Here is a 24,387-nt window from a genome sequence, read left to right as displayed (position 1 = left end):
TGCGATCGACGCTTGAATGATCCGCGTCAGAGCAGCAGCGTACGGGGAGTCACCGGGCCTTTGCTATCCAGGCCCGACGCCGATGTGCACGACGTCCGGAACGCCCCGGGCAACGGGGATCTCTTCGGTACGCACCTGCTGGAACCCGGCATTACGCAAGGTTTCTTCGAAATGCGGGGAGGGCTGGGCGGACCATACGGCGAGTACTCCGCCGGGCCTCAACAGCCTTGCGCAGAGCGCGAGTCCGGACGTTCCGTAGAGGCTGTGATTGCCCTCGGTGACGGTCCAGTCGGGGCCGTTGTCGATGTCGAGGCAGAGGGCGTCGTAGGTGGCCGGACGTGTGGCGGAAGTCTCATTGACGTACGCGACGAGGTCGGCTTCGACGATCTCCGTGCGGGGGTCCGCGAGCGCCTCGCGGGTCAGCCCGGACAGCGGCCCGCCGTCCCGGTGCCAGTCGATGACGGCCGGTTCGCGCTCGACCACCGTGATCCGTCCCCAGCGGGGGTCCGCGGCGGCGTGGGCGAGGGAGAAGCCGACGCCCAGGCCGCCGATCAGCACGCGGGGTCCGGGGCGGCCGGCGGGGAGCGCGGCCAGCGCCGCGTCGACGAGCAGGCGCTCCGAGCGTCCGTCGGAGGTGTCCATCAGGAAGCAGCCGTTGGCGATGATCTGGAGCAGTGCGCCGTGTCTGCGCAGCACGACCTCGCCGTAGGGGCCCTCACGACGGTCCAGGACCACCGGGGGTTCGGGAATTTCGTGGACGGTCATCCCGTCATCCTGGCATCGGTCCGCCCGGCGTTGATCGCTCAGAGCGAACGCCGGCCGGGGAACATCCGCCGCCTCCCGGGCATTGAGTCGATGTACTTGAGTGCAAGCAACTCAACTTGACTGCCGAAGGGGAGATCATGGCTGCTGAGTCCACGCCGTTCACACCGCTCGCCCTGCCCGTGCTGCCGCTCGACGACGAGGTCGTGCTGCCCGGGATGGTGGTCCCGCTCGACCTGAACGACTCCGAGGTCCGCGCCGCGGTGGAGGCCGCCCAGGCCGCCGCCCGCTCCGAACCCGGCAAGCCGAAGGTCCTGCTGGTGCCCCGCGTCGACGGCACCTACGCGAGCACCGGCGTGCTCGGCACCGTCGAGCAGGTCGGCCGGCTGGCCGACGGCGACCCCGGCGCGCTGATCCGCGGCCGGGCCCGGGTGAAGATCGGCGCCGGCACCACCGGCCCCGGCGCCGCGCTGTGGGTCGAGGGGACCAGGATCGACGAGACCGTGCCCGACCCGCTGCCCGGTCAGGTGGCCGAACTGGTCAAGGAGTACAAGGCGCTGGCCACCGCCTGGCTGCGCAAGCGCGGCGCCTGGCAGGTGGTGGACCGCGTCCAGGCCATCGAGGACGTCGCCGCGCTCGCCGACAACTCCGGCTACTCGCCGTTCCTGACCACCGCCCAGAAGACCGAACTCCTGGAGACCGCCGACCCGGTCGCCCGCCTCAAGCTGGCCACCGCGCAGCTGCGCGACCACCTCGCCGAGCAGGACGTCGCCGAGACCATCGCCAAGGACGTCCAGGAGGGCGTCGACAAGCAGCAGCGCGAGTTCCTGCTGCGCCGCCAGCTCGAAGCGGTCCGCAAGGAGTTGCGCGAGCTGAACGGGGAACAGGACGGCGAGGAGTCCGACGACTACCGCGCCCGCGTCGAGGCCGCCGACCTGCCCGAGAAGGTCCGCGAGGCCGCCCTCAAGGAGGTCGACAAGCTGGAGCGGTCCAGCGACCAGTCCCCGGAGGGCTCCTGGATCCGCACCTGGCTCGACACGGTCCTGGAGATGCCGTGGAACGAGCGCACCGAGGACGCCTACGACATCCAGGGCGCTCAGGCGGTCCTGGACGCCGAGCACGCGGGTCTGAAGGACGTCAAGGAGCGCATCACCGAGTACCTGGCCGTCCGCAAGCGCCGTGCCGACCGGGGCCTCGGCGTCATCGGCGGCCGGCGCGGCGGGGCCGTCCTCGCCCTGGTCGGCCCGCCCGGCGTCGGCAAGACCAGCCTCGGTGAGTCCGTCGCCCACGCGATGGGCCGCAAGTTCGTCCGCGTCGCCCTCGGCGGCGTCCGCGACGAGGCCGAGATCCGCGGTCACCGCCGTACGTACGTCGGCGCGCTGCCCGGCCGGATCGTGCGGGCGATCAAGGAGGCCGGGTCGATGAACCCGGTGGTCCTGCTGGACGAGATCGACAAGGTGGGGTCCGACTTCCGGGGCGACCCGGCCGCCGCCCTGCTCGAAGTGCTCGACCCGGCCCAGAACCACACCTTCCGCGACCACTACCTGGAGGTCGAACTCGACCTCTCCGACGTCGTCTTCCTCGCCACCGCCAACGTCCTGGAGGCCATCCCGGAGGCCCTGCTCGACCGCATGGAGCTGGTCCGCCTGGACGGCTACACCGAGGACGAGAAGGTCGTCATCGCCCGCGACCACCTGCTCCCGCGCCAGCTGGACCGGGCCGGGCTGGACAAGGACGAGGTGACCATCGACGAGGGCGCCCTGCGCAAGCTGGCCGGGGAGTACACCCGGGAGGCGGGCGTGCGCACCCTGGAGCGGTCGATCGCCCGGCTGCTGCGCAAGGTGGCGGCCCAGCACGAACTGGGCGAGCGGGAGCTGCCGTTCACCGTCGGTGCCGACGACCTGCGCGAGCTGATCGGCAGGCCGCACCACGTGCCCGAGTCCGCCCAGGACCCGGCCGAGCGCCGCACCTCGGTGCCGGGCGTGGCGACGGGCCTCGCGGTCACGGGGGCCGGCGGAGACGTCCTCTACGTCGAGGCGTCCCTCGCCGACCCGGAGACGGGCGCGGCGGGGCTGACCCTGACCGGTCAGCTCGGTGACGTGATGAAGGAGTCCGCGCAGATCGCCCTGAGCTTCCTGCGCTCCCACGGCGCCGAACTGGAGCTGCCGGTGGCCGACCTGAAGGACCGGGGCGTGCACATCCACTTCCCGGCGGGCGCGGTGCCGAAGGACGGCCCGAGCGCGGGCGTGACGATGACCACGGCCCTCGCCTCGCTCCTGTCCGGCCGGCTGGTCCGCACCGACGTGGCGATGACCGGCGAGGTCTCGCTGACCGGGCGGGTGCTGCCGATCGGCGGGGTGAAGCAGAAGCTGCTCGCCGCCCACCGCGCCGGGGTCACCACGGTGATCATCCCCAAGCGCAACGAACCCGACCTGGACGACGTCCCGGCCGAGATCCTGGACACGCTCGACGTCCACACCGTCTCGGACGTCCGCCAGGTCCTGGAGCTGGCGCTGACGCCCGCGACCAGTGAGGTGCCGGTCGCGGCGTGACGCGGTGCCGAGGGCCCCGGTGAGCGGTCACCGGGGCCCCTGGCACGGTCAGCCGTTGGCAAGCGCGGCCACCCGGTCCAGCGCGCCGTTGAACTTGTCGTGGTCACCGACCGTCGGCCCGGACGAGGTGTACTGCCACATCGTGTAGTACGGCCATCCGGCCGGCAGCGTCCCCACCGTGGAGGCGTACCGGGCCACCCACAGCGGGTTGGCGCCGGCGAAACCGCCGTAGTTCCCGGTGCACTCGGTCCACCAGCTGGTGGCCGTGTAGATGACGGCGTCCCGGCCGGTGCGGGCCTTGTAGGTGGTCAGGAAGTCGCGGATCCAGCTGACCATCTGGCTCTGCGTCTTGCCGTAGCAGGAGGCCCCGTACGGGTTCCACTCGATGTCGAGGGCGCCCGGCAGGGTCCTGCCGTCGCGGGACCAGCCGCCGCCGTGGTCGGTGAAGTAGGTGGCCTGCGCGGCGCCGCTGCTGGTGTCCGGGGTGGCGAAGTGATAGGCGCCCCGGATCATGCCCACGTTGTACGAGCCGTTGTACTGCTGGGCGAAGTACGGGTTCGTGTAGTACGTCCCTTCGGTGGCCTTGGCGTAGGCCCACTTGACGCCGCTGCTCCACAGGGTCGGCCAGGCGACGTCGCCCTGGTGGCTGGAGACGTCGACGCCCTCGGTCTGGGTGGCGTCACCGGGGACGGGCGTGCCGTGCTCCCCGTCGTGCTCCGCGACGCCCATGCCCAGGTACGCGGAGCCGCGGGGCGGGGTGTCGGCGGCGGCCGAGGGGAGGGTGAGGAACAGCGAGAAGGCGGCGAGCAGGCTCCCGAGGGCGGCGAGGCGCCGGCCGCGGGACGGTCGGGGTCTGGGCACGGGCATGACGGGCCTCCGAGGGGCTCGTGGTGCTCGGTGGGGGAGCGCGCGGCCGAGGTGCGTGGGGCTGGCGTGCGCATGCCATTAGGGGTGCGGTGGCGACGCTACGCACGTAGACCCGCCGGTGGGAAGAGGGACCGGTGACCGCCGGTGGTCTGAGCCTGCGAAATACTTGCCGAACTGCGGCGATGGCCGCGTACGGCGGAAACTTTCAGGACCGGGAAGACCGAGGCGGGAACTGACGTGCACGACAGCGGGAACGGCGGGGGACGCGGAGCCGGAGCCGAGGTGTCCGCGAACGGCGCGGAGCAGCCCGAGTTCCTGGCCCTCGAACGCGAGCTGACGGTGCTGCTGCGCCGCGCCCGGGCCAACCAGGCGGAGATGGCCCGCCAGGTCCACCCCGACCTGGAGTCCTCCGCGTACGGACTGCTGGTGCGGCTCGGGGAGTGCGGCGGGCAGCGGGCCACGGAACTCGCCGCCTACATCGGCGTCGGCAAGGCGACCATGTCCCGCCAGCTGCGCGCCCTGGAGGAGCTGGGCCTGATCGCCCGCGAGCCCGACCCGGCCGACGGCCGCGCCTGGCTGGTCGACCTCACCCCGGAGGGACGCGACCGGGTCCGCCGGGTCCGCGAGGCCCGCCGCGCCCGCTACGCCGGCCGCCTCGCCGACTGGGACCCCCGCGAGGTGGGGGAGCTGGCCCGGCTGCTGGGCGAGCTGAACCGGGGGATGGAGAGCTGACCCGAGGGGGAGCGTCGCTCACAGCTCGACGTAGACCACCGTCGCGTCGTCGTGCTGCTTGCTCCGGCCCAGGAACGTGCGCTTCGTGTCCCAGCGCTCCAGCCGCCGCACCCGGTCCACCAGGCTCTGCGCCCCCTCCTCGCGGACGATGTGCAGACAGTCCGCCCAGTCGCCCTCGCGGAACGTGTCCACCCACCGCGTCGCCCCGTCCGTGAGCGCCGCCAGGGCCCGCACCCCGTCGCGCGGCAGCGTCCCCGTCACCGCCCGCGCCGCCACCGCCGGGTCGGCCGCCGCCGTGAAGAAGCCGCCCTCCTGGTTGCGGAGGTCCGCGTCCACCAGGGCCTCCGTGGCGCGGGCCGACCGGGGCAGCCGGGCCAGCCGGTCGTCCAGGTGGGCCGTGACCGTGCCGTCGGGCGACTCGACCAGCAGGGCCGAGTCGCACAGGACCAGGTACTCGACCCGGTCCGGGGACCAGCGGGCCAGAACCACGGTCGCCTGCGGAGTTCTGGGGTGAGAAAGGTCACAGGTTTCGGCGTGCGCCCCGGCGGTGACCGCGATGGCGCGGGACAGCGCTTCGGCGAGAGGGGCATCCGGGAGTGAAACGGTCAGTTCGGTCAGTGCTCCGCCGAGGCGCGCGGTGAACCAGGGCACGGAGTGCACGCACCCCGTCGCCTCCCGCGGCGGGGTCACGCCGTCCAGCAGGACGACCACGCCGCCCTGTCCCGAGGCGGGGAGGGCGACGCTCGCGAAGTCCTCGTTGGGGAGCCGGGACGTGCTGGGCTCGGAGACCAGATCCGTACGCATCGGATCAGTCTGCCCGAGTCCCGCGCGGCGCCCGCGAAGTGCCCGGGACGGGACCGGATTTGTCACGGCCGTGCAGGTCAGGCGCCTGATTTGGGGCGGATCGCCGTACTCCGGGAACACGTGGCGGCACATCCTGCCACCGCCCCGCCGTGAACGTCCAACCGGCGCGCGGCGCGGGCCCGTCGGCCGTCCCGCGGGGACTTGCCCCCCAACTCACCTCCGGGGTTCACTCCTTCGGGTGGCGGGCCAGGTGTTGGACACCCGGTGCCCACGGGCACTGGGAGGGTCGGGAGCCGGTGGGGGTTCCGCCCCGTCCGAACACGGCCGACGACCCCCCGGGCACGGCCGACGGAATGGCGGCGGACGTGCGGACGGACGTACGGGCCGGCCGGCCGGTTGACGGAGCGCCACCCGGCCCCACGGGTACACGAGTCAGGAATGCGAGCACCGGTGCAGAAGACGCGGCCTCGTCGCACAGGCAAGCAGACGGCCCCCGCCGGGGGTACGGAGCGAACCACCCCCGTCACCCCCGCCCCGGACGCCACGGGGACACCCGCCCCGGCCGTCCCGGCGGCGCCGGCCCCCGTCGTGGGCAAGGGCCGCCCCACCCACGTGCGCAACCGGCTGATCGTCGCCGTCCTGGTGGTGGCCGCCGCGATCGCCGGCGCCGGAGCGCCCTCGGTCATCGCCGCCTCCGGGCAGCTCAGCGACTCCCAGGACCTGGTGACCCTCGCCGAGCGCACCCAGGACGCGCTCACCCTGGCCCACTCGCTGGCCGACGAACGCGACGAGGTCACCCCCTACATCGCCGCCGGACGCCCCAAGTCCAAGGCGCCCTCGGAGCAGCGCGGCGCCCGCGTCGACCGGCAGATCGAGGAACTGCGGGCCGACCCCGCCACCCCCGCCGCCCTGCGCGAGGACCTCGACGCCGTCGCCTCGCTGCGCCGGTCGGCGCTCACCGGCCGCAGCAGCGCCCTCGAAGCGCACGACGCCTACTCCGCCGCCATCACCGAACTGCACGCCCTCGCCGAGGAACTGGCCGAACGGATGCCGCCCCGCGCGGGCGCCGGCGCCTACGCCCTCGCCGAGCTGGACTCCGCCGTCCAGCAGGCCGCCGCCGCCCGTGGTCTGCTCCTCGCCGCGCTCAGCGTGCCGAGCACCAGGCAGACCGCCTACGACCCGGTCACCGGACTGGCCACCGAGACCAGCACCACCTCGGCCGCCGACGCCAAGACCCGCGACGCCCTGGCCGCCGCCGCGCAGGAGACCCGGGTCCGCTCCGACGCCGCCCTCGCCGCCTTCCGCGAGAACGCCCCCGAGACGGCCAAGGAGCGCTACGACGCCACGGTCACCGGACCCGAGGTCGACGCCGCCGAGAAGTACCTGGCCGCCCTCACCGACCAGCCGTCCCTCTCCGACGACGACCTCGCCACCAGCGTCTCCAAGCTGTCCGCCGTGCTCTCCGCCCGCGTCGACGCGATGCGCGGCGCCGAGTCGGCCCTCTACGAGCGGCGCAGCAAGGACCTGGCCCAGCTCCGGGACGACGACGTCACCGCGCTGGAGATCCGGATCGCCGTCCTCGGCGCCCTGATGCTGGTCGCCGTGGGTGTGGCCACCGCCCTGGCCCGCAGCCTCACCCGGCCGCTGTCCGTGCTGCGCCGGGGCACCGCCCGGCTCGCCGAGGCCGAGAACCCGGCCGCCGAGGAGCCGCTGACCTTCACCGGCCGCAACGACGAGTTCGCCAAGGCCGTCCGCTCCGTCAACGCCCTGCACGCGCACGCCGTCACGCTGGCCGAGCGCGTCACCACCCTGGAGTCCGACCGCAAGCACCTGGTCGGCCAGCGGCAGAAGATGGCCGACGCCCGCGAGGAACTGCGCGCCCAGCTCGCGGAGTCCGCCGCCCGCCTGGAGCAGGTGCGCCAGGGCGTCGGCGCCACCTGCGCCAACCTCGCGCTGCGCACCCTCGCCCTGGTCGAGCGGCAGCTCGGCGTCATCGAGTCGATGGAGGAGCAGGAGCAGGACCCCGACCGCCTGGCCGTCCTCTTCAAGCTCGACCACTTCGCCACCGTGATGCGCCGGCACAACGAGAACCTCCTCGTCCTGGCCGGCACCGAGCACGGCCGGCACCCCGCCGGACCGGTGCCGCTGGTCGACGTGGTCCGCGCCGCCGTCAGCGAGATCGAGCGCTACGACCGGGTCCGGATCGCCGCCCTGCCGCCGCACGCGCACGTGACCGGCTTCGCCGCGGACGACCTGTCCCACCTGCTCGCCGAACTCCTGGAGAACGCCACCTCGTTCTCGCCGCCCGAGCTGCCCGTCGAGATCTCCGGCCGGCTGCTGGAGAACGGCGAGGTCGTCCTCTCCGTCCAGGACGAGGGCATCGGCATGGAGGCGGAACGGCTGGAGCGGCTCAACACCCGCCTCACCGACTTCGATCCCGAGGCCCCCTTCGAGCAGGAGGGCGAGGACGGCCTCGGGCTCGGCCTGTACGTCGTGGCCCGCCTCGCCCACCGGCACGGCGCCCGGGTGCGGCTGAGCGAGCAGCAGGAGGGCGCCGGCACGGCAGCCGTCGTGGTCCTGCCCGTGTCGCTGCTCGCCCAGACCCCGTCGGCCCCCGTCCCCCCGTCCGCACCCACGGCCGACGGCACGGGCAGCGCCTCGCTGCCGGGCGCCGGGGCCGTCGCGGAGGCCGGCGCGGGGCCGGATGCCGGCGCCGGCGCGGAGGCGGACGCCGAGGCCGGTGACCCGCTGGTGGCGCTGGCGGAGGAGGCGGTACGGCGGTCGGAGGCGGCCGAGGACACTGCTGAGGCTGACGACGCCTCGGAGGAGCAGGAGCAGGAGCAGGAGCCCGCGCCGGAAGCGGAGTCGGAGGAGGTTTCCGAGGGGGCCCCCGAGAAGGCCTCCGAGAAGGCCCCCGAGGATGCCTCCGAGAAGGCCCCCGAGGCCGCGGAGCCCCTGGAGACCCCCTCCGAGGTGACGATGGAACTCCTCGTTCCCCCCGCCCCCGCCGCCGAGGCCGAACCCGCCCACGACCGCGTCCCCGACGAGGGGGACGAGGCCGACGAGCCGGTCACCGACAAGGGCCTGCCCAAGCGGACCCCCCGGATCAGCACCCCCGCGTCGGCGCCCCGCCCGCGCACGGGCTCCGTGGACGCCGACGCGCTCCGCCGCCGTCTGGGCGGCTTCCGCAAGGGCGCGGAGGCCGGACGGCGCGAGGTGGAGGCCGAGATCGCCGACCGCACCACCGGGCCCGAGACGCCGGACGCCGCACCGGACCGCACCGAACCGTCCACGGGGGGCACCGTCGAGGAGGCAAGCAGTTGACCGCTCCCAGTACCGTCGGGCTGAGCCGTGAGGCCCGCAACCTGCACTGGCTGCTCACCAACCTCGTCGAGGAGGTGCCCGGCATCCTCTCCGTCGCGGTGGTCTCCTCCGACGGGTTGCTGCTGCTCTCCTCCGACATGGAGAGCAACGAGGCGGCCCGCCGCCCCCAGGGCCGTACCGGCTCCGGCCCGCGCGGCTCCGCCGCCGACCTCGCCACCGTCGTCTCCGGCATCGGCAGCCTGACCGTCGGCGCCGCGAAGCTGATGGACTCCGGCGAGGTGAAGCACACGATGGTCGCCATGGACGACGGCAGCCTGTTCGTGATGTCGATCAGCGACGGCTCGCTGCTCGGCGTGCACGGCTCCGCCGACTGCGACATGAGCGTCGTGGCGTACCACATGGCACTGTTCGTGGGCCGGGCCGGCCATGTGCTGACCCCGGAACTCCGCAACGAGCTGCGACAATCCGTGGAGGCCGGGGCGGCCGGGAACCCGCGGTGAGCCGGGCCGAGAGCCGGAGACCGAAGGGCAGACTCCCCGTACGCGGCGGCGACCTCCCCCACGCTCGGCCCCGCCCGCGCGGGGCGGCCCCCGCTCCCGCCCGGGTCCGCCCGTACTCGCTCACCGGGGGCCGGACCAGCTTCGGCCACGTCCTGCTCGTGGAGACCTTCGTCGGCGCCGTCGACGCGGCCGCCGCGCCGGAGGCCGCCGAGGAGCCCGGGGAGGTGACGAGCGGCCCGCCGAGGGTGCTCCCCGAGATGCGCGCCATCGTCGAACTGTGCCGCCGGATGCGAACGGTGGCCGAGATCGCCGCGCTGCTGAGGATGCCGCTCGGCGTGGTCCGTGTGCTCCTCAGCGACCTCGCGGACCAGGGAAAGATCCGTGTGTACGGCACCGGGACCGGCCATGGCACGGGCCGTCCGGACCGCGCTCTGCTGGAAAGGGTGCTGAGTGGACTCCGCCGTCTCTGACACCACCGTCCCCGGTGGTTTCCCGTTCGTCGAACCCGAGGAGTCCCTGTGGCCCTGGCAGACGAACACCGACCACGCCCCGGTCGCCACGAAGATCGTGGTGGCGGGCGGATTCGGGGTCGGCAAGACCACCCTGGTCACCTCCGTCTCGGAGATCCCGCCGCTGCTGACCGAGGCGCTGATGACCCGGGCCAGCGAGGACGTCGACGACCTCACCGCCACGCCGGACAAGGTCACCACCACCGTGGCCATGGACTTCGGCCGCCTCACGCTCGACGACGACCTGGTGCTCTACCTGTTCGGCACCCCCGGCCAGCAGCGGTTCTGGTTCATGTGGGACGACCTGGTGCGCGGCGCGATCGGCGCCGTCGTGCTGGCCGACACCCGGCGGCTGAAGGACTGCTGGCCGGCGCTGGACTACTTCGAGAGCTGCGGACTGCCGTACGTCGTGGCGGTGAACCACTTCGACGGCAGCGAGCGGTTCGACGCGGCGGACGTACGGGAGGCGCTGACGGTCCCGGAGCGCATACCCGTGCTGATCATGGACGCGCGGCGCCGGATCGAGGTCGTGCAGACCCTGCTGACCCTGGTGGGCCACGCGCTGGAGGAGACACCCGAGTAGGACCGCGCGCCGCGCGTCAGCCCGCCGGCGCGTGCGCCGCCCCGTACCGCGCGTCGGCCCCGTCCGCCGCCCCCGCCGGCAGCCTCGGCGGCACGTAGCGCGCCAGGGGCCGGTTGCCGGGGTCGGGGCGTACGGCGCCGAGGACCGGGCCGGCCGCGATGGGGGAGACCTTCACCGCGGCGCCGGGGCGCGGCGCCTGGACGACCAGGCCGCCGCCCAGGTACATCGCCACGTGGGTGGCCTCGGGGAAGTAGACGACCAGGTCACCGGGGCGCAGTTGGTCCAGCGGTACCCGCTTCAGCCGGGCCCACTGCTCCTGGCTGGTCCGCGGGATCGGCGTCCCGGCCCGCTCCCAGGCCACCGAGGTCAGCCCCGAGCAGTCGTAGGAGGCGGGCCCCTCCGCGCCCCACTCGTACGGCTTGCCGAGCTGGCCGACCGCGAAGCGCAGCGCCCGGTCGCCTCCGGCGGACGGCTTTCCGTCGTCGTCGCCGATCGCCCCGGACGCCAGGAACCGCTCCTGTGCCTTGGCGGTGTCCGCCTTCTCGAACGCGGCCAGCGCCGCGAGCTGCCGCGGGCTGAGCGAGGCGATCATCTCCTCGACGTCCCGCAGCCGGTCGAGCACCGTGTCGCGGGCCTTCTTCTGCCGGGCGGCGAGGGCGCGTTGCGCGTCGAGCGCCGCGCGGGCCCGGCGGGCCAGCTCGCCGGCCCGCTTCTCGCTGCCGGTCAGCCGGCCGACGGTCTCGGCGCGGTCCCGCGCCAGCCGGCCGATCACATGCCCCTGGTCGAGGGCGCGCTGCGGGTCGCGGGCCAGCAGCAGGCGTACGTAGGGGGAGAGGGCGGTGCTGCTGTTCTGGTACTGCTGCCGGGCCAGCCGGGCCGCCGCGCCCTGGCTGTCGCGCAGGGTCAGCCGGGCGCGGGCCAGTTCGGCGTCGAGGCGCTCGGCCTGCGCGCGCCGGCGCTTCAGCTCCTCCTCGGTGCCGTTGTAGGCCTCGGTGGCCTTCTCGGCCGCGCGGTACAGCCGCTGAAGGTCCGTCAGCAGCCGGGCGACGGGGCGTTCGCCGGGGTCCGGTGCCGCCGCGGCGGGCAGGGGGGCGAGGACGAGCCCGGCCGCCGTCGCCGCCGTACACACCAGTCGCAGAAGCCTTCCTGACATGCCATCACCTCCGCTGCGGGGCGGCCCGTCCGCTCCGCACGGCGAGCATCGGGCGGCCGGCGCGGCTTCGCGCGCCGAGTGTGGGCCGCCCGGCGCAACGGGGTCACCCGTCGGCGTCGTCCGGCTTGCCGCCCGGCGTGGCGTCGGGTTCCCCGCCCGGTCTCGACCAGGGCCGGCGCACTCGGGAGCGCGGGGCGCCCTCGGGCGCGTGGACGTACTTCCAGCGTGCGAGACCGAGACGGGGGCCGTCCTCGCGGGGGACCCGGCGATACACGAGCACGGTGGGCGGCCGGCCGTCGCCGCCGGGGACCGGGATGCGGTAGGTCTTCGGCGGGTGCCCGGTCATCCCCACCAGCACCGGCAGCACCCGGCCGTCCATCGGTCCGCCCTCGAAGGGCACGTCTTCGCTCTTCACGGCACCCAGTGTGCGCCGCGCGGCGCCCGTGTCAGACCTCCGCCACCAGCGCCTCGACCAGCGTCGCCGTCAGCGGGTCGCGCCGGGCGGTGACCGACAGTACGGCGACGAACTGCTCCACGAGCCAGTCGCGCAGCTCCCCGACGGGCGGCTGCTTCTCCTCGTCCAGCCAGATCAGCGAGGCCGCCTCCACCGCCGTGATCCACATCCGGACCGTCATCCGCAGCCGGGGCCCCGGTTCGTCGACGCCGAGGTGGCTCATGATGTGCTCGGCAGCGGCCCGGCGTACGCCGTCCACGATGGCCGTGGTCCGGGAGGTCTCGACGACGCTGCCGCCGCGCAGCAGGGCGCTGAAGCCGGTGTCGTGCTCGTCGACGAAGGCGAGGTAGCGGTCCAGGGCGCGGGTGAGCCGGGCGAGCAGCGGGCCCTCGCGGGGTTCGTCGAAGCAGAGCCGCAGTTCGTCGGCGGCCGAGCGCAGCGCGGCCTCGTAGAGCTGCTGCTTGCCGCCGGGGAAGTACCGGTACACCAGGGGGCGGGAGACGCCGGCCTGCTCCGCCACGTCGTCGAGCGAGACGTCCTCCGGCGGCCGGTGCGCGTAGAGGGCGAGCGCGGCGTCGAGCAGCTGCGCGCGCCGCTCCTCGACGCTGAGCCGGCGGTAGGCGGGGGTGGAGGCCTGCGGGGTCATGACCCGCAGGGTAACCGGTGCGCGGCCCCCGCCCCCGGCCGTCCGGCGGGGTCAGGCCAGCAGCCCCGACGACTTCCACAGCCGCCGCCCGGCCCCGCGCAGCACCCCGATGTCGTCCAGGAAGTCGGTCAGCCGCCTGGAGCCGGTCTGCATGATCTCCTTGCGGTGGCCGCTCGCCTTGACCTGGGCCACGGCCTGGCGCTTGTCCAGTCCGACGTTGGTGTAGACCTCGGGGTTGATGAAGGCGACCGAGAAGACCCGGGCGAACTCGCCGGAGGTGAGCCGGGTGAACTCCTTGGACCACTTCGGGGCGGTCACCATCTGGCGCCGCAGCTCCTCGCGGGCGTACCGCACGTGCCGGGCCTCCTCGACCACGTGGATGCGCGTGACCCCCCGGATCAGCGGCTGCACGCGCTCGTCGGGGAAGGTCAGCCGCTGCATCCAGTCCAGGACCTCCTCGCCGAGCAGGGTCGCGGTGAAGGAACCGGGCGTGGTGGAGATGGTCTTGAAGAGGCGGCCGAGGTGCTGGTGGACGGGGCTGACCGGGTACCACGGCGTCCCGCCCCGGGTTATCAGCCGGGCGAACATCTTCGAGTGCCGGCACTCGTCCTCGATCTCGGTGAGCGCGTACCGCACGTGCGCGCTGGTCGCCGACTTGTCGTAGATGTGCCGGACCAGCAGCTGCATCAGGATCAGCTCGAACCAGATGCCGAGCGAGGCGAGGGCGGCGGCCTCGTGCCGGGAGAGCAGGACGCGCTGCTCCTCGCTCATCCGCTTCCACAGCGGGGTGTCGTAGAGCGACACCAGCTCCGGCGGCCAGAACCACTTGCCGTCCTCGAACGGCGCGTCCCAGTCCAGCTCCTTGTCCGGGTCGAACGAGTGCTTGGCGGAAGAGTCGAGCAGCCGTTCGGCCACCTGCTCCCGGTCCTTGAGCAGGCCGAGCGCGTCGCGCATGCCGTCGAGCGCGTCGGCTTCCGTCAGGGTCGTCATGGCTGTCCCATCTCGTCGTACCTCGCCGTACGGGTTACCCCGGGTTACTCCCCCTTATGAGACTGCTCGTCAGCAAGCGCGTCAATCCCCTGGGCGGGACTTGTCGACCGGCGGTAAAGGTGTGGGGTTCGTCGATGCCGCTGTGCGGCGCCACCCGATGGAGCGCGGCGTCGGCGTTCGCCCTCGGTATCCTGGCCGCGTCAGCCGGACTCCGGCACATGGCAGCGATCATGGGCGCCGCACGTGACTACGGGCTGGACGGCGACTACCAGTGGCCCCGTCCGCCGGAGGGCGGCTGGACGGCGGACGACCTCGACGGGCTTCCCAACCTGCCTCCGCACACGGAGCTGGTCGACGGAAGCCTCGTCTTCGTGAGTCCGCAGACCAACTTCCACTCCATGGCCATCCGTCTGTTGGACAACGCCTTGCTGGCTCACGTACCGGACGAGTTGAACGTCATGCCGCTGATGACGATCAAGCTCAACGAACGCAACCGGCCCGAGCCGGACGTGCTGGTGTTCCGCGCGGATGCCTACGGCGGTCCCCATCAGACGTGGTACCGGCCGGAAGACGTCGTCATCGCCGTCGACGTCGTCTCCAAGGAGTCCGAGGAGCGGGACCGCAAGACGAAACCCCGGACGTACGCGCAGGCGGGCATCCCGCACTACTGGCGGGTCGAGGAGAACGAAGGACTCCCGGTCGTCTACGTCTACGAGATCGACCCCGCGACCCGCTCCTACGTGCCCACCGGCATCTTCCACAACCGCCTCAAACTCACCGTCCCCTTCCCCGTCGACATCGACCTCACCGCGATCGACCGCCGCCGCTAGCCACCTCAGCCCCTAGCCCCTCACACCCCGCACCCCAGCCCCTCCGGCACCTCCAATGCCACCGGCTCCGACGCCCCCGCCGGGAACGAGCGCCGCAGGGTGAAGGCGTACGGCGTCGGTCCGTTGGCCCGCAGGTGCAGCAGGCGGGTCTCCGCCTCGGCCACCGTCGGCCGGTGGCCCGCCGGGACCCACCACAGGGTGGTCATCGCCTCGGCCACCTTCTCGAACCACTCCCGGCGCCGCGCCAGCAGCTCCCGGTGCCGCCCCGCGTACATGTAGGCCGTGAGCGCGTCCGCGTCCCGCCACACCGACATGTTGACGATCAGCCAGGAGTCGCCGAAGACGGGCACGTCCGTCGCGTCGCCCGCCTCGCCCTGGAGCCGCCAGACGAATCCGTCCGCCGCGTCGGCGTCGGCGTTCACCGGGTCGAGCGCGTCGACGAAGTCCTTCAACTGCGGGGAGTCGAGCGGGGCCTTGAGGCGGGCGATGTTCACCTGGGCGAGTTCGTACGCTGTCGTGTCGGTCATGGCACCGGACCGTAAGCGGACCGACCGCCGGCCGGTACCCCGCGTCTCAGCCCTTGAGCACCGCTTCCATCACCGCCCGCGCGACCGGCGCCGCGAGCCCGTTCCCGCTGACGTCCCCGTGGTCCGCCGCCGTGCCCTCCACCACCACCGCGACCGCCACCTTCGGCTCCAGGTCCCCGGCCCCCTGCGCCCAGGAGACGAACCACGCGTACGGCGTCCCCGAGTTGCCGACGCCGTGCTGCGCGGTGCCGGTCTTGCCGCCGACGGTCGCCCCGCGGATCGCGGCGTTCCCGCCCGTACCGCTCTCCACCACCCCGGTCATCAGCTCCTTCAGCCGTACCGCAGTGGAGGGCCGCATCACCTGCCGCGCCGGTCGCGACCCGGCCGCCGAGACGATCCCGCCGCCCGCCCGCGTCGTCCGCTCCACCAGGTACGGCGTCCGCGCCTGCCCCCCGCCCGCCACCGCCGCCGCCACCATCGCCATCTGGAGCGGCGTGGCCCGCGTGTTGTACTGCCCGATCGCCGACAGCGCGAGCTGCGGCCGGTCCACCGAGGTGTCGAAGGTGCTGCGCGCCACGGAGAACGGGATGCGCAGACCGTCGTCGTTGAAGCCGAACCCCTCCGCCGAGGCCGCCAGGGCCGTCACGCCGACGTCCACGCCGAGCTTGGCGAACACCGTGTTGCAGGACCGTTCGAACGCCTCCCGCAGCGAGGCGTCCGCGCACCCCGGCTCCTCGTCGGTCAGCCGGGTGCGGGTGCCGGGCAGGGTGTACGGCTCGGGGGAGCGGGTGGGCGCGTCCAGGTCGCGGACCAGCCCCGCGTCCAGCGCCGCCGCCGCGGTGACCACCTTGAAGGTCGACCCCGGCGGGTAGGTCCGCCGCACCGCCCGGTTGAGCATCGGCCGGTCGGGATCGTCGTTCAGCCGCCGCCAGGTGCGCAGCGCCGCCTGCCCGTTCCCCGACAGCTCCCCGGGGTCGTAGGACGGCGTGGAGACCAGCGCGAGGATCCGTCCGGTGGCGGGCTCGATCGCGGCCACCGCCCCCTTGCGCCGCCCCAGCCCCTCGTACGCCGCCCGCTGCGCCCCCGCGTGCAGCGTCGTCACCACGTCGCCGCCCGGGTTGGGGAAACCCGTGACGTCGTTCCACAGCGGCAGCGGCGCCAGCATCGGGTCGGCGCCGGACAGCAGCCCGTCCTCGGCGTGCTCCAGCAGGGTCGTCCCGTACTCCTGCGAGGCGAAGCCGGTGACCGGCGCCCACATCGGCCCGTCCGCGTACGTCCGCTCGAAGCGCAGGTGCTCGCCGGTGTCCCGGGAGCCGGTGACGGGCCGGCCGCCGACCAGGATGTCGCCGCGCGGCTGCTGGTAGCGGGCGATGGCGGGGCGGCGGTTGGCCGGGTTGGCGTCGTACTCCGGGGCGCGGACCACCTGCACCCGGGCGGCGTTCACCAGCAGCGCGGCCAGCAGCAGGAGGCAGAAGAAGGCGGCGTGCCGGATGTGCCGGGTCATGCGTCCGGCCCCTGCCCGCGCGCGGAGTGGCTCAGCCGGATCAGCAGGGCCACGATCGCCCAGTTGGTGACCACCGAGGAGCCGCCCTGCGCCAGGAACGGCATCGCCATCCCGGTCAGCGGGATCAGCCCGGTCACCCCGCCCGCGATCACGAACACCTGCAGCGCCACGAGGGAGGCCAGGCCCACCGCCAGCAGCCGCCCGAACGGGTCGCGCAGGGCCAGCCCCGCCCGGAAGCCGCGGTCCACCAGCAGCGCGTACAGCAGGAAGATCGCGGACAGGCCGGCGAAGCCCAGCTCCTCCCCGGCCGTGGCCAGGATGAAGTCGGACTTGGCGGCGAAGCCGATCAGGACGGAGTGGCCGAGCCCGAGCCCGCTGCCGGTCACCCCGCCCGCGGCGAAGGAGAACAGCGACTGGGCGAGCTGGCCCGGGCCCTGCCCGGCCTCGATGGAGGCGAACGGGTGCAGCCAGTCCTCCACCCGGCTGTGCACGTGCGGCTCCAGCCAGCCCACGGCGACCGCGCCGAGCGCCGCGAGCAGCAGGCCCAGCGCGATCCAGCCGGTGCGGCCGGTGGCGACGTAGAGCATGACGACGAACAGGCCGAAGAACAGCAGCGAGGTGCCCAGGTCCCGCTCCAGGACCAGGACGCCCACGCTGACCAGCCAGACCGCGACGATCGGGCCGAGCACCCGGCCGGTGGGCAGTTGCAGCCCCCACACCCGGCGGCCCGCGTACGCCAGCGCGCCGCGGTTGGCGGCCAGGTAGGCGGCGAAGAACACCGCGAGCAGCACCTTGGCGAACTCGCCCGGCTGGATGGAGAACCCGGCGATCCGGATCCAGATCCGGGCGCCGTTCACCGCCGGGAACAGGATCGGCAGCGTCAGCAGGACCAGGGCCACGGCCACGCAGAGGTAGGTGTAGCGCTGGAGCAGCCGGTGGTCGCGCAGGACCAGCACGATCGCGATGAACAGGGCGATGCCGAGCGCGGACCACACCAGCTGGGTGGGGGCCGCCCGGTCGCCCGGCGTCTCCAGGTCGAGCCGGTAGATCAGCACCGCGCCCAGGCCGTTGAGCAGCACCCCGATGGGCAGCGGCAGCGGATCGGCGTACGGGGCGCGCAGCCGCACCGCGAGATGCGCCAGCAGCGCCAGCAGCCCGAGCCCGGCGCCGTAACCGGCGGCGCCGGGCGGGAGGGTGCCGTGCTGGGCGACGCCCACGTTGCAGTAGCCGAACACGGAGAGCAGGACGGCCACCACGATCAGGGCCAGCTCGATGCCGCGGCGCCGGGGGAGGCGGCCGACGGGAGCGGGCGCGTCCGCCGCGGGCACGGCGAGTCCGGGTCCGGTTCCGGCCTTCGTCATGTCCGGAACTTACCCAATGATCGGCTTCGCTGGGCTTTCGGCATGTATCAGCACCAGCGCGGCGCCGGGCCGACGTTGTCGATGTAGCGGGCCGCGCCCCACGCCCAGGTGCCGTCCGTCAGGAGGTACCAGATCGGGTTGCGCTGCACGGACTCGCCGCCGGTCTTGCAGTAGATGCTGACCTTCTGGCCCCGGTGGACGTAGCGGATGACCTCGGAACCGCGGTTGGGCGCGCTGCGCAGCGCGAGCCGGTCGGCCGTGACGACGCCCCGGTAACGCCCCTGGTCACGGCCCTGGTCGCGGCCTCCGCGGCCCTCGTCGTAGCCCGGGTCGCCGCTGTCGCCCCGGTAGCTGCTCGTCCCCGGGTCGTCCCCCCACTCGTCGCCCGCGGCGGCGGGGGTGACGGCGGCGGCGGTGGCGAGCGCGCCGGCCGCGGCCGTTATGGCGAGGCGGCGGACGAGGGGGGAGCGGCGGGAGGAGTGGCGGGAGGCGGAACGGGAACGCAGGGACATGGCATGACCTCCATGAGGGACGAACACGGGCCGAACGTGACTGATCGCCACATTAGGAGCGTCGATGGAGCGCCGCCTGTCGCACTGCGCCATTCGCGAGGGGCCGCCGGGGACGGCTACTCGGCCAGTTCCTCCAAGAGGCGGACGGTCGGCAGACCCGTCCGCAGGTACGCCACGAACAGCTCGTTGTGCAGCGCCCACGGCGAGCGCCGGGCGCGGATCAGCCGGATCGCCTCCTCGGCGTCCGCGCCCCGGCGGACCAGGGCGTGCGCGACCACCAGACCGGACCGGTTGTACCCGTGGTAACAGCGGACGAGCACCCTGCGCCCCTCGTCCAGCGCCGCGCACGCGCCCTGCGCCAGCCGCATCACTCCCGCGAGCTGGGTCCCGTCGAGCGGGCCGTCCGGGATCGGCCACACCTGGTGCTGGACGCCCGGCGCCGGCCCGTGCCCGGGCAGCCGCAGCAGCGTCTGCACCAGGTCGAACTCGTCCTCCACCGAGGCGAACGCCAGGCGTCCGGGCCCGGTGCGGTACTCGTGCCCGCCCATCCACAGGCCCGGCACGATCTCGCTCCACGGACTGTCCGGAACCGGCACCTCGGGCCGTTCCCCAGGGATGCGCACCGAAGCCTCCCCGCCCTCACGTCCGTCGGGCCTGCCCCGCGGGCGCAACTGCCCCCAACGGTAGCCGGGTTCTTGCCCCGGCAGCACCCCGCCTGTTCCCATGGTCGAGGGTGTGGCGGACGCGGGTGAGGGGTGAGGACGCATGAGCCGGCTGCGCGTCGTACCGGCCTGGCGGCACGGCCGGGAACGGCTCTGGGTCTGCCTCCCGGACGGCCGGAACATCGCCTGGTACGACCGTGAGGCCGCCCGGGTCAACCTGATCGGCGAGGGCCGCGAGGCGGACGTCCTGGACGCCCTGGCCCCCTTCCTCACCGGCCCGGTGACGGTCGGCCCGCCCCCTGTCCCCGCCCCCGCCGAGCTGGCCCGGCTGTCCCTGCACCCCGACGACGACCTGGCCCCCAACCGCCCCGGCGAGGCCCTCCTCGTCGCCCTCGACCGCGAACCCGGCCCGCCGCGCCGGCTGCGCCCCGACCCGCGCCGCCGCGCGCTCGCCGCCGAACAGGCGGTGGGAAAAGTTCTCGACCGGTTCGACGGGGCGGGCTGGCGCACCCTGCACTCGCTTCCGCTGCCCGGCGGCGACCGCGTCCACCACCTGCTGATCGGCCCCGGCGGCCTCTTCGCCGTCCACGCCCTGTACGCCCGCAAGGCCCGGGTGCGGATCGCCGACCCCCTGGTCGCCCTGGGCCGCCACGAACCCCGGCCGCTGCTGCGCCGGGTCCGCGCCGACGCCGACCGCGCCTCCTACGCGCTGACCGCCGAGGTCCGCCCCGTCCTGGCCCTGCTGGGCCCGGCCGACGTGACGCTCGCCGACCCGCCGCCGGGCGGACTGCGGGTTCTGTCGGACGGGGAGCTGTTCAGGCTGGCCGGGCTCGGCGGCGTGCTCAAACCGGCGGACGTGGAGGGCCTGCACGCGATGGCACGGGACCGGAGGACGTGGGCACGGCTGTGACGCGGCCTTGGCTTCTGCGGCGCGGTCCCCTGTCCTGCGCGCCGCGGCCTGGGCCTCCGCGACGGGGCTTTGGGCCACTGCGGCGGGGCTTGGGCCTCCGCGACGCGGCCTGGGCCTCTGTGACGGGGCCTGGGCCTCTGTGACGCGGGCCTGGGCCTCTGTGACGGGGCCTGGGCCTCTGTGACGCGGGCCTGGGCCTCTGTGACGGGGCCTGGCCCTCTGTGACGCGGGCCTGGCCCTCTGCAGCGCGACCTGGGCCTCTGCAGCGCGACCTGGGCCTCTGTGACGGCGCCTGGGCCTCTGTGACGGGGCCTGGCCCTCTGTGACGCGGGCCTGGCCCTCCGCGACGCGGCCTGCGCCTCTGTGATGCCGCTCCGGCCTCCGGACCGCCGTCCCGGACCGCCGGCGGTCAGGGCAGCGTGCCCGCCGCTCGCCGGTCGAACAGCGGGGCCAGCAGGTCACCGAGGTCCGCCACCCGCCGCGGCAGATCACCGGGGAGGAAGACCATCTCCCGCGCCGCCCGGCACCCCGCCACCTCCTCCCACGTCACCGGCGCGGAGACGCCCGGTTCCGTACGCGCCCGCACGGTGTACGGCGCGGCCGTCGTCTTCCGCGCCGCGTTCTGACTCCAGTCCACGAACACCTTCCCCGGCCGCAGACTCCGCGTCATCCGGTGCACGACCAGCTCCGGCATGGCCCGCTCCGCCTCCACGGCCAGCGCCTTGGCGTACTCCGACACCCGCTCCGACGACGCCCCGCGCACCCCGGCCAGCAGATGCAGCCCCTTCGCCCCGGACGTCTTGGCGTACGCCTCGATCCCGTCCGCCGCCAGCCGCTCCCGCAGCCACAGGGCGACCTCGCAGCAGTGCACGACGGTGGCGGGCGGCCCCGGGTCCAGGTCGAACACCAGCCGGTCGGCCTCGCCCGGATCGTCCGCGACCCACTGGTGCGTGTGGAACTCGGTCACCAGGTTCGCCGCCCACATCAGGCTCGCCAGGTCCTGCACCAGCACCATCCGGGCCGGCCCCTCCGACCTCGGCACCTCGGCCGTGGTGACCCAGTCGGGCGTACCCGGCGGCACGTTCTTGGCGAAGAAGACCTGCCCGTCCGGCCCGTCCGGGTACCGCAGGAACGACACCGGCCGGTCCCGCAGGTGCGGCAGCAGTACGCCGGCGACGGTCGCGTAGTAGTGCAGCAGCTCGGCCTTGGTGAACCCGGTCGCGGGATACAGCACCTTGTCCAGGTTGCTGAGGGCCACCCGCCGCCCCTCCACCTCGGTGATAGGCGCCATACGATGAGAATCTCACGAAAGCGGTACAAAACGCCCTCACTGGCTCGGAAAGGTGCGGAACGTGCGATCCATCTGGAACGGCGCCATCTCGTTCGGCCTGGTCAGCATCCCGATCAAGCTGGTGAACGCGACCGAGAACCACTCGATCTCCTTCCGCCAGATCCATACGGAGGACGGCGGCCGCATCCGCTACCGCAAGGTCTGCGAGCTGGAGGACCGCGAGGTCTCCCAGGCGGAGATCGGCAAGGGCTACGAGGACGCGGACGGCTCGATCGTCCCGATCACCGACGAGGACCTGTCCGCCCTGCCGATCCCGACCGCGCGGACGATCGAGATCGTGGCCTTCGTCCCGGAGGACCGCATCGACCCGCTCCAGCTGAGTTCCGCGTACTACCTCGCCGCGAGCGGCGCCCCGGCCGCGAAGCCGTACACGCTGCTGCGCGAGGCGCTCAAGCGCAGCAACCGGGTCGCCATCGCCAAGTACGCCCTGCGGGGCCGCGAGCGCCTCGGCATGCTGCGCGTGGTCGACGACGCGATCGCGATGCACGGCCTGCTGTGGCCGGACGAGGTGCGCGCCCCCGAGGGCGTCGCCCCCGACACCGACGTCACCGTCCGCGACCAGGAACTGGACCTCGCCGACGCCCTGATGAACACGCTCGGCGAGATCGACCTGAGCGAGCTGCACGACGAGTACCGGGAGGCGGTGGAGGAGGTCATCGCCGCCAAGTCGGCCGGCGAGGCGCCCCCGGAGACCCCGCGCCCGGCCGCCTCCGGCAAGGTGCTGGACCTGATGGCGGCCCTGGAGAACAGCGTGCGGGCGGCGCGCGAGTCGCGCGGGGAGGCGGGGGGAGAGTCGGAGGCCGAGGTCAGGGAGCTGCCGCAGCGCGAGCGGGCGGCCCCGGCAGCGCAGAAGACGACGGCGAAGCCGGCGGGAACGGAGGCCAAGGCGAGTACGAAGACGACGAAGACGACGAAGACGACGAAGGCGACGAAGACGACGAAGACGACCAAGAAGGCGACGGCGGCCGAGCCGGGCGGCAAGGCGAGCGGCAAGGCGAACACGGCGAAGAAGACCTCGGCCGCGAGAACGCCTGCCGCGAAGACCTCGGCCAAGAAGGCCCCGGCCAAGAAATCCCCCGCGAAGAAGACGGCGTCCGGCCGCCGCAGCGCCTGACCCCGCCCGCCGGGACGATCAGCCGACCGTCCAGGCCGTGGCCGGCGCGGACGCCGGTAGCGAGGCCGGGGCGGGCGCCGCCGTGGGGAGGGTCGCCGGGGCCTCCTCCACCCGCTCCACGAGGCTGTCTCCGGGCCCGCCGGACGGCGTCTCCGAACCGGTCAGCTGGGACCAGACCGTCAGGGCGAGGACGACCGCCGCCGCCGTGGCGAGCACCCGGGCGGCACGGCGGAACCGCGCCCGCCCGTCCAGGTCGCGCCAGGCCGGTTCCGGTTCCGGGTCGTCCGGCTGCCACAGCTCACCGACGGCCTCCGCCGGCTCGGCGGCCACGGGGGCGGGCAGCCACCCCGGTGTCCGGTCCCGCGCCGAGGGTTCCCGGGGCGCGGAGGCCCGTATGGCGTCCTCGCTGTCCATGAGGAACTTCTGCCAGACCTCGTCCGGCGTTCCGCCGCTGCCCGGCCCGGGAGCGCTCACGACCACCTCGTCCTCTCGTGTTCTCAGTCCGCGTCGAGCCGTACGAACGTGAGGGCGCGGCCCGCCTCGCGGTACGCCCCCTCGCTGCCGTCCACCGGCAGCCCCAGGCAATCGCACAGGCGGCGCGCGTTCGCCGGGCGCAGTCGAGCGTAGTCGGCCATGATCCGGGCGCCCGCGTCGGCCGGGAGGAACCGGGCGGTGACCGCGTGGTGGCGGTGGCCGAACTGGATGACGGTCTTGGGCTGGCTGCGCAGATTGCGGTACCAGTCCGCCCGGGCCCCGGAACCGGAGAGGACGGTCCAGCTCGGTACGGTCCGGTCGCACGACACCACCCCCAGGACCGCGTGCCGCCGCAGCCCGCTGACCCGCCCGGTGTGGTGCAGCAGGAGCAGCCGCCGGCCCAGTACCGGACCGAGCCCCACGCGGAAGAGGAACACCGGCAGCCGGGCGACGAGGCGCCGCCACCCCGTGAGCGGCCGGGGGCGGCGGGGTGCGGTGTCGGTACGCGCCATGGTCGCCTTTCCGGATCGGGACGTCGGCGCCAACCCTTGCACAGGCCAGAGGCGACGAGGAGGGCCACTGGTCCTTTCCCGGGACCTGTTCGATCTCCGTGACCTCTGGCTGCCTCCGGTACCTCAGCCGCCTCTACGTCCCTTGCCCGGCAGGCGGAAAAGCTTTTCCGGCCAGGGCCGATGGGCAGGGCTCCCGCACGGTAGAAAGACGGTAGAAAGTACGTATGCCGGAGTGCGATACGCCCATGAGGGCACGCGAGCTGTCTGCGGGGCCCCTTGAGCTGCCCGTGGGAGCCACGGACGACGTGGACGCGGTCACCCGTGCGGTGCTGACGGCGTCGCGGCTGCTGGTGGCGGTCTCGGCGCGGTCGCTCGCCGAGGTGGAGGAGCGGGTGACGCTGCCGCAGTTCCGGATGCTGGTGGTGCTCTCCACCCGGGGCACCACCAAACTCGTCACCCTCGCCGAGCAGCTCCAGGTCGCGCCGTCGACGGCGATGCGCATGGTCGACCGGCTGATCGGGGCCGGCCTCGTCGACCGCCGGACCAACCCGGACAACCGGCGCGAGACCCTGCTGCGCCTCACCGAGGAGGGCCGGCGCACGGTGGACCACGTCACCGCGCGCCGCCGCCGCGAGATCGCGACGGTCGTCCGGCGCCTCGCCCCCGGCCAGCGGGCCGCGCTGGTCGAGGCGCTCACCGCGTTCACGGAGGCGGGCCACGAACCGCACCCGCCGGCGGACGTGCTCGTCTGACC

Annotated in this window: 25 protein-coding genes; 10 read left to right on the top strand and 15 right to left on the bottom strand. The window is 73.8% G+C overall.

Annotated features, from left to right (window positions below; genetic code table 11):
• Window positions 1-63: 63 nt before the first annotated feature.
• Window positions 64-765: a spermidine synthase gene (locus ACIQR3_RS00345; RefSeq protein WP_215168315.1), complete on the bottom strand. Its 702-nt coding sequence runs from the start codon at window positions 763-765 to the stop codon at window positions 64-66.
• A gap of 137 nt (window positions 766-902) precedes the next feature.
• Here ACIQR3_RS00345 and lon point away from each other — a divergent pair, with 137 nt between their 5' ends.
• Window positions 903-3,314 carry an endopeptidase La gene (gene lon, locus ACIQR3_RS00340; RefSeq protein ID WP_403532339.1) on the top strand — a complete coding sequence of 804 codons (2,412 nt, stop codon included), beginning with the start codon at window positions 903-905 and terminating at the stop codon, window positions 3,312-3,314.
• Between the two features lie 48 nt (window positions 3,315-3,362).
• Here lon and ACIQR3_RS00335 read toward each other — a convergent pair whose 3' ends face one another.
• Window positions 3,363-4,181, bottom strand: a complete 819-nt coding sequence (locus ACIQR3_RS00335) for a lysozyme (RefSeq protein ID WP_403532337.1) — start codon at window positions 4,179-4,181, stop codon at window positions 3,363-3,365.
• Window positions 4,182-4,418: 237 nt separating this feature from the next.
• On the opposite strand from ACIQR3_RS00335, the gene ACIQR3_RS00330 reads away from it, so the two are divergent.
• A complete protein-coding gene (locus tag ACIQR3_RS00330; RefSeq protein ID WP_403532336.1) occupies window positions 4,419-4,913 on the top strand; it encodes a MarR family winged helix-turn-helix transcriptional regulator in 495 nt (164 codons plus the stop codon).
• Window positions 4,914-4,931: 18 nt separating this feature from the next.
• Here the strand turns inward: ACIQR3_RS00330 and ACIQR3_RS00325 are convergent, their stop codons facing one another.
• Window positions 4,932-5,717, bottom strand: a complete 786-nt coding sequence (locus ACIQR3_RS00325) for a protein phosphatase 2C domain-containing protein (protein ID WP_403532334.1) — start codon at window positions 5,715-5,717, stop codon at window positions 4,932-4,934.
• Window positions 5,718-6,155: 438 nt separating this feature from the next.
• Here ACIQR3_RS00325 and ACIQR3_RS00320 point away from each other — a divergent pair, with 438 nt between their 5' ends.
• From ACIQR3_RS00320 to ACIQR3_RS00305, 4 genes are read left to right on the top strand one after another with little or no spacing between them, the layout of a single operon-like run.
• Window positions 6,156-9,041, top strand: a complete 2,886-nt coding sequence (locus ACIQR3_RS00320; protein WP_403532332.1) for a nitrate- and nitrite sensing domain-containing protein — start codon at window positions 6,156-6,158, stop codon at window positions 9,039-9,041.
• Window positions 9,038-9,541, top strand: coding sequence for a roadblock/LC7 domain-containing protein (locus ACIQR3_RS00315; RefSeq protein WP_403532330.1), 504 nt, complete (start codon window positions 9,038-9,040; stop codon window positions 9,539-9,541). Before ACIQR3_RS00320 ends, ACIQR3_RS00315 begins: the two co-directional genes overlap by 4 nt.
• The gene (locus ACIQR3_RS00310) at window positions 9,538-10,011 is read left to right on the top strand and encodes a DUF742 domain-containing protein (protein ID WP_403532329.1); all 474 of its coding nucleotides are present in this window, start codon (window positions 9,538-9,540) and stop codon (window positions 10,009-10,011) included. Before ACIQR3_RS00315 ends, ACIQR3_RS00310 begins: the two co-directional genes overlap by 4 nt.
• The gene (locus ACIQR3_RS00305) at window positions 9,992-10,633 is read left to right on the top strand and encodes an ATP/GTP-binding protein (protein WP_215174861.1); all 642 of its coding nucleotides are present in this window, start codon (window positions 9,992-9,994) and stop codon (window positions 10,631-10,633) included. The genes ACIQR3_RS00310 and ACIQR3_RS00305 overlap by 20 nt, the downstream gene beginning before the upstream one ends.
• Before the next feature lie 16 nt (window positions 10,634-10,649).
• Here the strand turns inward: ACIQR3_RS00305 and ACIQR3_RS00300 are convergent, their stop codons facing one another.
• From ACIQR3_RS00300 to ACIQR3_RS00285, 4 genes are all read right to left on the bottom strand, one after another.
• A complete protein-coding gene (locus ACIQR3_RS00300) occupies window positions 10,650-11,786 on the bottom strand; it encodes an NlpC/P60 family protein (RefSeq protein WP_403532327.1) in 1,137 nt (378 codons plus the stop codon).
• A 103-nt stretch (window positions 11,787-11,889) separates the two neighbouring features.
• The gene (locus tag ACIQR3_RS00295; protein WP_403532326.1) at window positions 11,890-12,201 is read right to left on the bottom strand and encodes a hypothetical protein; all 312 of its coding nucleotides are present in this window, start codon (window positions 12,199-12,201) and stop codon (window positions 11,890-11,892) included.
• Between the two features lie 31 nt (window positions 12,202-12,232).
• Window positions 12,233-12,886 carry a TetR/AcrR family transcriptional regulator gene (locus ACIQR3_RS00290; protein WP_403532324.1) on the bottom strand — a complete coding sequence of 218 codons (654 nt, stop codon included), beginning with the start codon at window positions 12,884-12,886 and terminating at the stop codon, window positions 12,233-12,235.
• Between the two features lie 51 nt (window positions 12,887-12,937).
• A complete protein-coding gene (locus tag ACIQR3_RS00285) occupies window positions 12,938-13,876 on the bottom strand; it encodes a diiron oxygenase (RefSeq protein ID WP_403532323.1) in 939 nt (312 codons plus the stop codon).
• 230 nt (window positions 13,877-14,106) lie between these two features.
• Between ACIQR3_RS00285 and ACIQR3_RS00280 the strand changes: the two genes are divergently transcribed.
• On the top strand, window positions 14,107-14,706 hold the full coding sequence (locus tag ACIQR3_RS00280; RefSeq protein ID WP_403533901.1) for a Uma2 family endonuclease: 600 nt from the start codon (window positions 14,107-14,109) through the stop codon (window positions 14,704-14,706).
• A 20-nt stretch (window positions 14,707-14,726) separates the two neighbouring features.
• On the opposite strand, the gene ACIQR3_RS00275 is transcribed toward ACIQR3_RS00280, so the two are convergent.
• The 5 genes from ACIQR3_RS00275 to ACIQR3_RS00255 all read right to left on the bottom strand — a co-directional run bounded on the left by ACIQR3_RS00275 (window position 14,727) and on the right by ACIQR3_RS00255 (window position 19,206).
• The gene (locus tag ACIQR3_RS00275) at window positions 14,727-15,233 is read right to left on the bottom strand and encodes a DUF3291 domain-containing protein (RefSeq protein ID WP_403532321.1); all 507 of its coding nucleotides are present in this window, start codon (window positions 15,231-15,233) and stop codon (window positions 14,727-14,729) included.
• Window positions 15,234-15,279: 46 nt separating this feature from the next.
• Window positions 15,280-16,737, bottom strand: coding sequence for a penicillin-binding transpeptidase domain-containing protein (locus ACIQR3_RS00270; protein WP_403532319.1), 1,458 nt, complete (start codon window positions 16,735-16,737; stop codon window positions 15,280-15,282).
• Window positions 16,734-18,098, bottom strand: coding sequence for an FtsW/RodA/SpoVE family cell cycle protein (locus tag ACIQR3_RS00265; RefSeq protein ID WP_403532317.1), 1,365 nt, complete (start codon window positions 18,096-18,098; stop codon window positions 16,734-16,736). The genes ACIQR3_RS00270 and ACIQR3_RS00265 overlap by 4 nt, the downstream gene beginning before the upstream one ends.
• A gap of 47 nt (window positions 18,099-18,145) precedes the next feature.
• Entirely contained in the window at window positions 18,146-18,610 is a 465-nt protein-coding gene (locus ACIQR3_RS00260) for an SH3 domain-containing protein (protein WP_403532315.1), read from the bottom strand.
• A gap of 116 nt (window positions 18,611-18,726) precedes the next feature.
• Entirely contained in the window at window positions 18,727-19,206 is a 480-nt protein-coding gene (locus ACIQR3_RS00255) for a dual specificity protein phosphatase family protein (protein WP_403533899.1), read from the bottom strand.
• A 169-nt stretch (window positions 19,207-19,375) separates the two neighbouring features.
• Here ACIQR3_RS00255 and ACIQR3_RS00250 point away from each other — a divergent pair, with 169 nt between their 5' ends.
• Window positions 19,376-20,182: a nuclease-related domain-containing protein gene (locus tag ACIQR3_RS00250; protein WP_403532313.1), complete on the top strand. Its 807-nt coding sequence runs from the start codon at window positions 19,376-19,378 to the stop codon at window positions 20,180-20,182.
• 409 nt (window positions 20,183-20,591) lie between these two features.
• On the opposite strand, the gene ligD is transcribed toward ACIQR3_RS00250, so the two are convergent.
• Window positions 20,592-21,473: a non-homologous end-joining DNA ligase gene (gene ligD, locus ACIQR3_RS00245; protein ID WP_403532311.1), complete on the bottom strand. Its 882-nt coding sequence runs from the start codon at window positions 21,471-21,473 to the stop codon at window positions 20,592-20,594.
• Between the two features lie 61 nt (window positions 21,474-21,534).
• Between ligD and ACIQR3_RS00240 the strand changes: the two genes are divergently transcribed.
• Window positions 21,535-22,647, top strand: coding sequence for a Ku protein (locus tag ACIQR3_RS00240; protein WP_403532310.1), 1,113 nt, complete (start codon window positions 21,535-21,537; stop codon window positions 22,645-22,647).
• Window positions 22,648-22,665: 18 nt separating this feature from the next.
• Here the strand turns inward: ACIQR3_RS00240 and ACIQR3_RS00235 are convergent, their stop codons facing one another.
• Entirely contained in the window at window positions 22,666-23,121 is a 456-nt protein-coding gene (locus ACIQR3_RS00235; protein ID WP_403532308.1) for a hypothetical protein, read from the bottom strand.
• A 23-nt stretch (window positions 23,122-23,144) separates the two neighbouring features.
• A complete protein-coding gene (locus ACIQR3_RS00230) occupies window positions 23,145-23,633 on the bottom strand; it encodes a nitroreductase family deazaflavin-dependent oxidoreductase (protein ID WP_403532306.1) in 489 nt (162 codons plus the stop codon).
• 245 nt (window positions 23,634-23,878) lie between these two features.
• On the opposite strand from ACIQR3_RS00230, the gene ACIQR3_RS00225 reads away from it, so the two are divergent.
• A complete protein-coding gene (locus ACIQR3_RS00225) occupies window positions 23,879-24,385 on the top strand; it encodes a MarR family winged helix-turn-helix transcriptional regulator (RefSeq protein ID WP_403532304.1) in 507 nt (168 codons plus the stop codon).
• Window positions 24,386-24,387 lie beyond the last annotated feature (2 nt).

This window comes from Streptomyces sp. NPDC090994 (assembly GCF_044768905.1).
GTDB lineage: Bacteria > Actinomycetota > Actinomycetes > Streptomycetales > Streptomycetaceae > Streptomyces.
Note: the sequence above shows the minus strand (reverse complement) of the source record. Positions and strands in the feature narration are given on the sequence as shown.